Consider the following 283-nt stretch of genomic DNA (forward strand, 5'->3'; position numbering starts at 1 on the left):
TCAAAGTTCTTCCTTTCCAATTTTGCTTTAGCATGTAGCTCTTCTTTTTCGGTTTCTAAAGCAAAACCCACATGAATTTGATTGGATCTTTTTGACTTGCCAAGCTCTAAGGCTATGTCTACATTTTTCTTGAGTAAAATCGAAAGTTCTTCCCCTTGCTTTTTGATTTTCTCAGAAGCGATCACTTTAGGAGAATAATCAGCCACCGCTGCTGCAAAAACGCAAATATCCATTTGATCATGAATGGATTTTGCTGCTTTGTACATTTCATCTACCGAATGAA

General features: G+C 36.7%; 1 protein-coding gene. It reads right to left on the reverse strand.

What is annotated here, in order from left to right; translation table 11 throughout:
* Positions 1–266 (reverse strand): phosphopantothenoylcysteine decarboxylase domain-containing protein (locus ACNKXV_RS14600; protein ID WP_417908425.1); only part of this gene is annotated, 266 nt, incomplete at its 3' end.
* Positions 267–283 lie beyond the last annotated feature (17 nt).

The organism is Christiangramia aquimixticola, from assembly GCF_048285835.1.
Classification (GTDB): domain Bacteria; phylum Bacteroidota; class Bacteroidia; order Flavobacteriales; family Flavobacteriaceae; genus Christiangramia; species Christiangramia aquimixticola.